At 59.4% G+C, this 256-nt stretch carries 1 pseudogene; it reads right to left on the bottom strand.

The features are described from left to right. Nucleotides 1-256: pseudogene (locus AF337_RS14500) on the bottom strand (arylsulfatase); the annotation flags it as partial.

Genomic DNA, 256 nt, shown 5'->3' with positions numbered 1-256 from the left:
ATCTTCAGTGACAGGTCCCCCGGCCTTGCCGGAAAGCGCCCCCTTCGTCACCCTTTGGAACATCTCCCGCAGCTTCGGATCCATATCCGGAAACCAGGTGGGGTCGGCATAGGTATAGGCATTCAAATGGTAGAGGCCGGCGTACCGCATCTCGTCATAGCCTTGCGCAATCGGCAGAGCATACTCCGCCTCGCCCAGATGCCACTTGCCCGTGAAGTAGGTGTGATATCCGCCGCGCTTCAACACGGATCCGAGC

Origin of the sequence: Rhizobium ecuadorense (genome assembly GCF_001187535.1) — a bacterium.
In the GTDB taxonomy this organism is placed as follows: Bacteria; Pseudomonadota; Alphaproteobacteria; order Rhizobiales; family Rhizobiaceae; genus Rhizobium; species Rhizobium ecuadorense.
The sequence above is the reverse complement of the archived record's forward strand: the minus strand, read 5'-3'. Positions and strand labels throughout refer to the sequence as shown.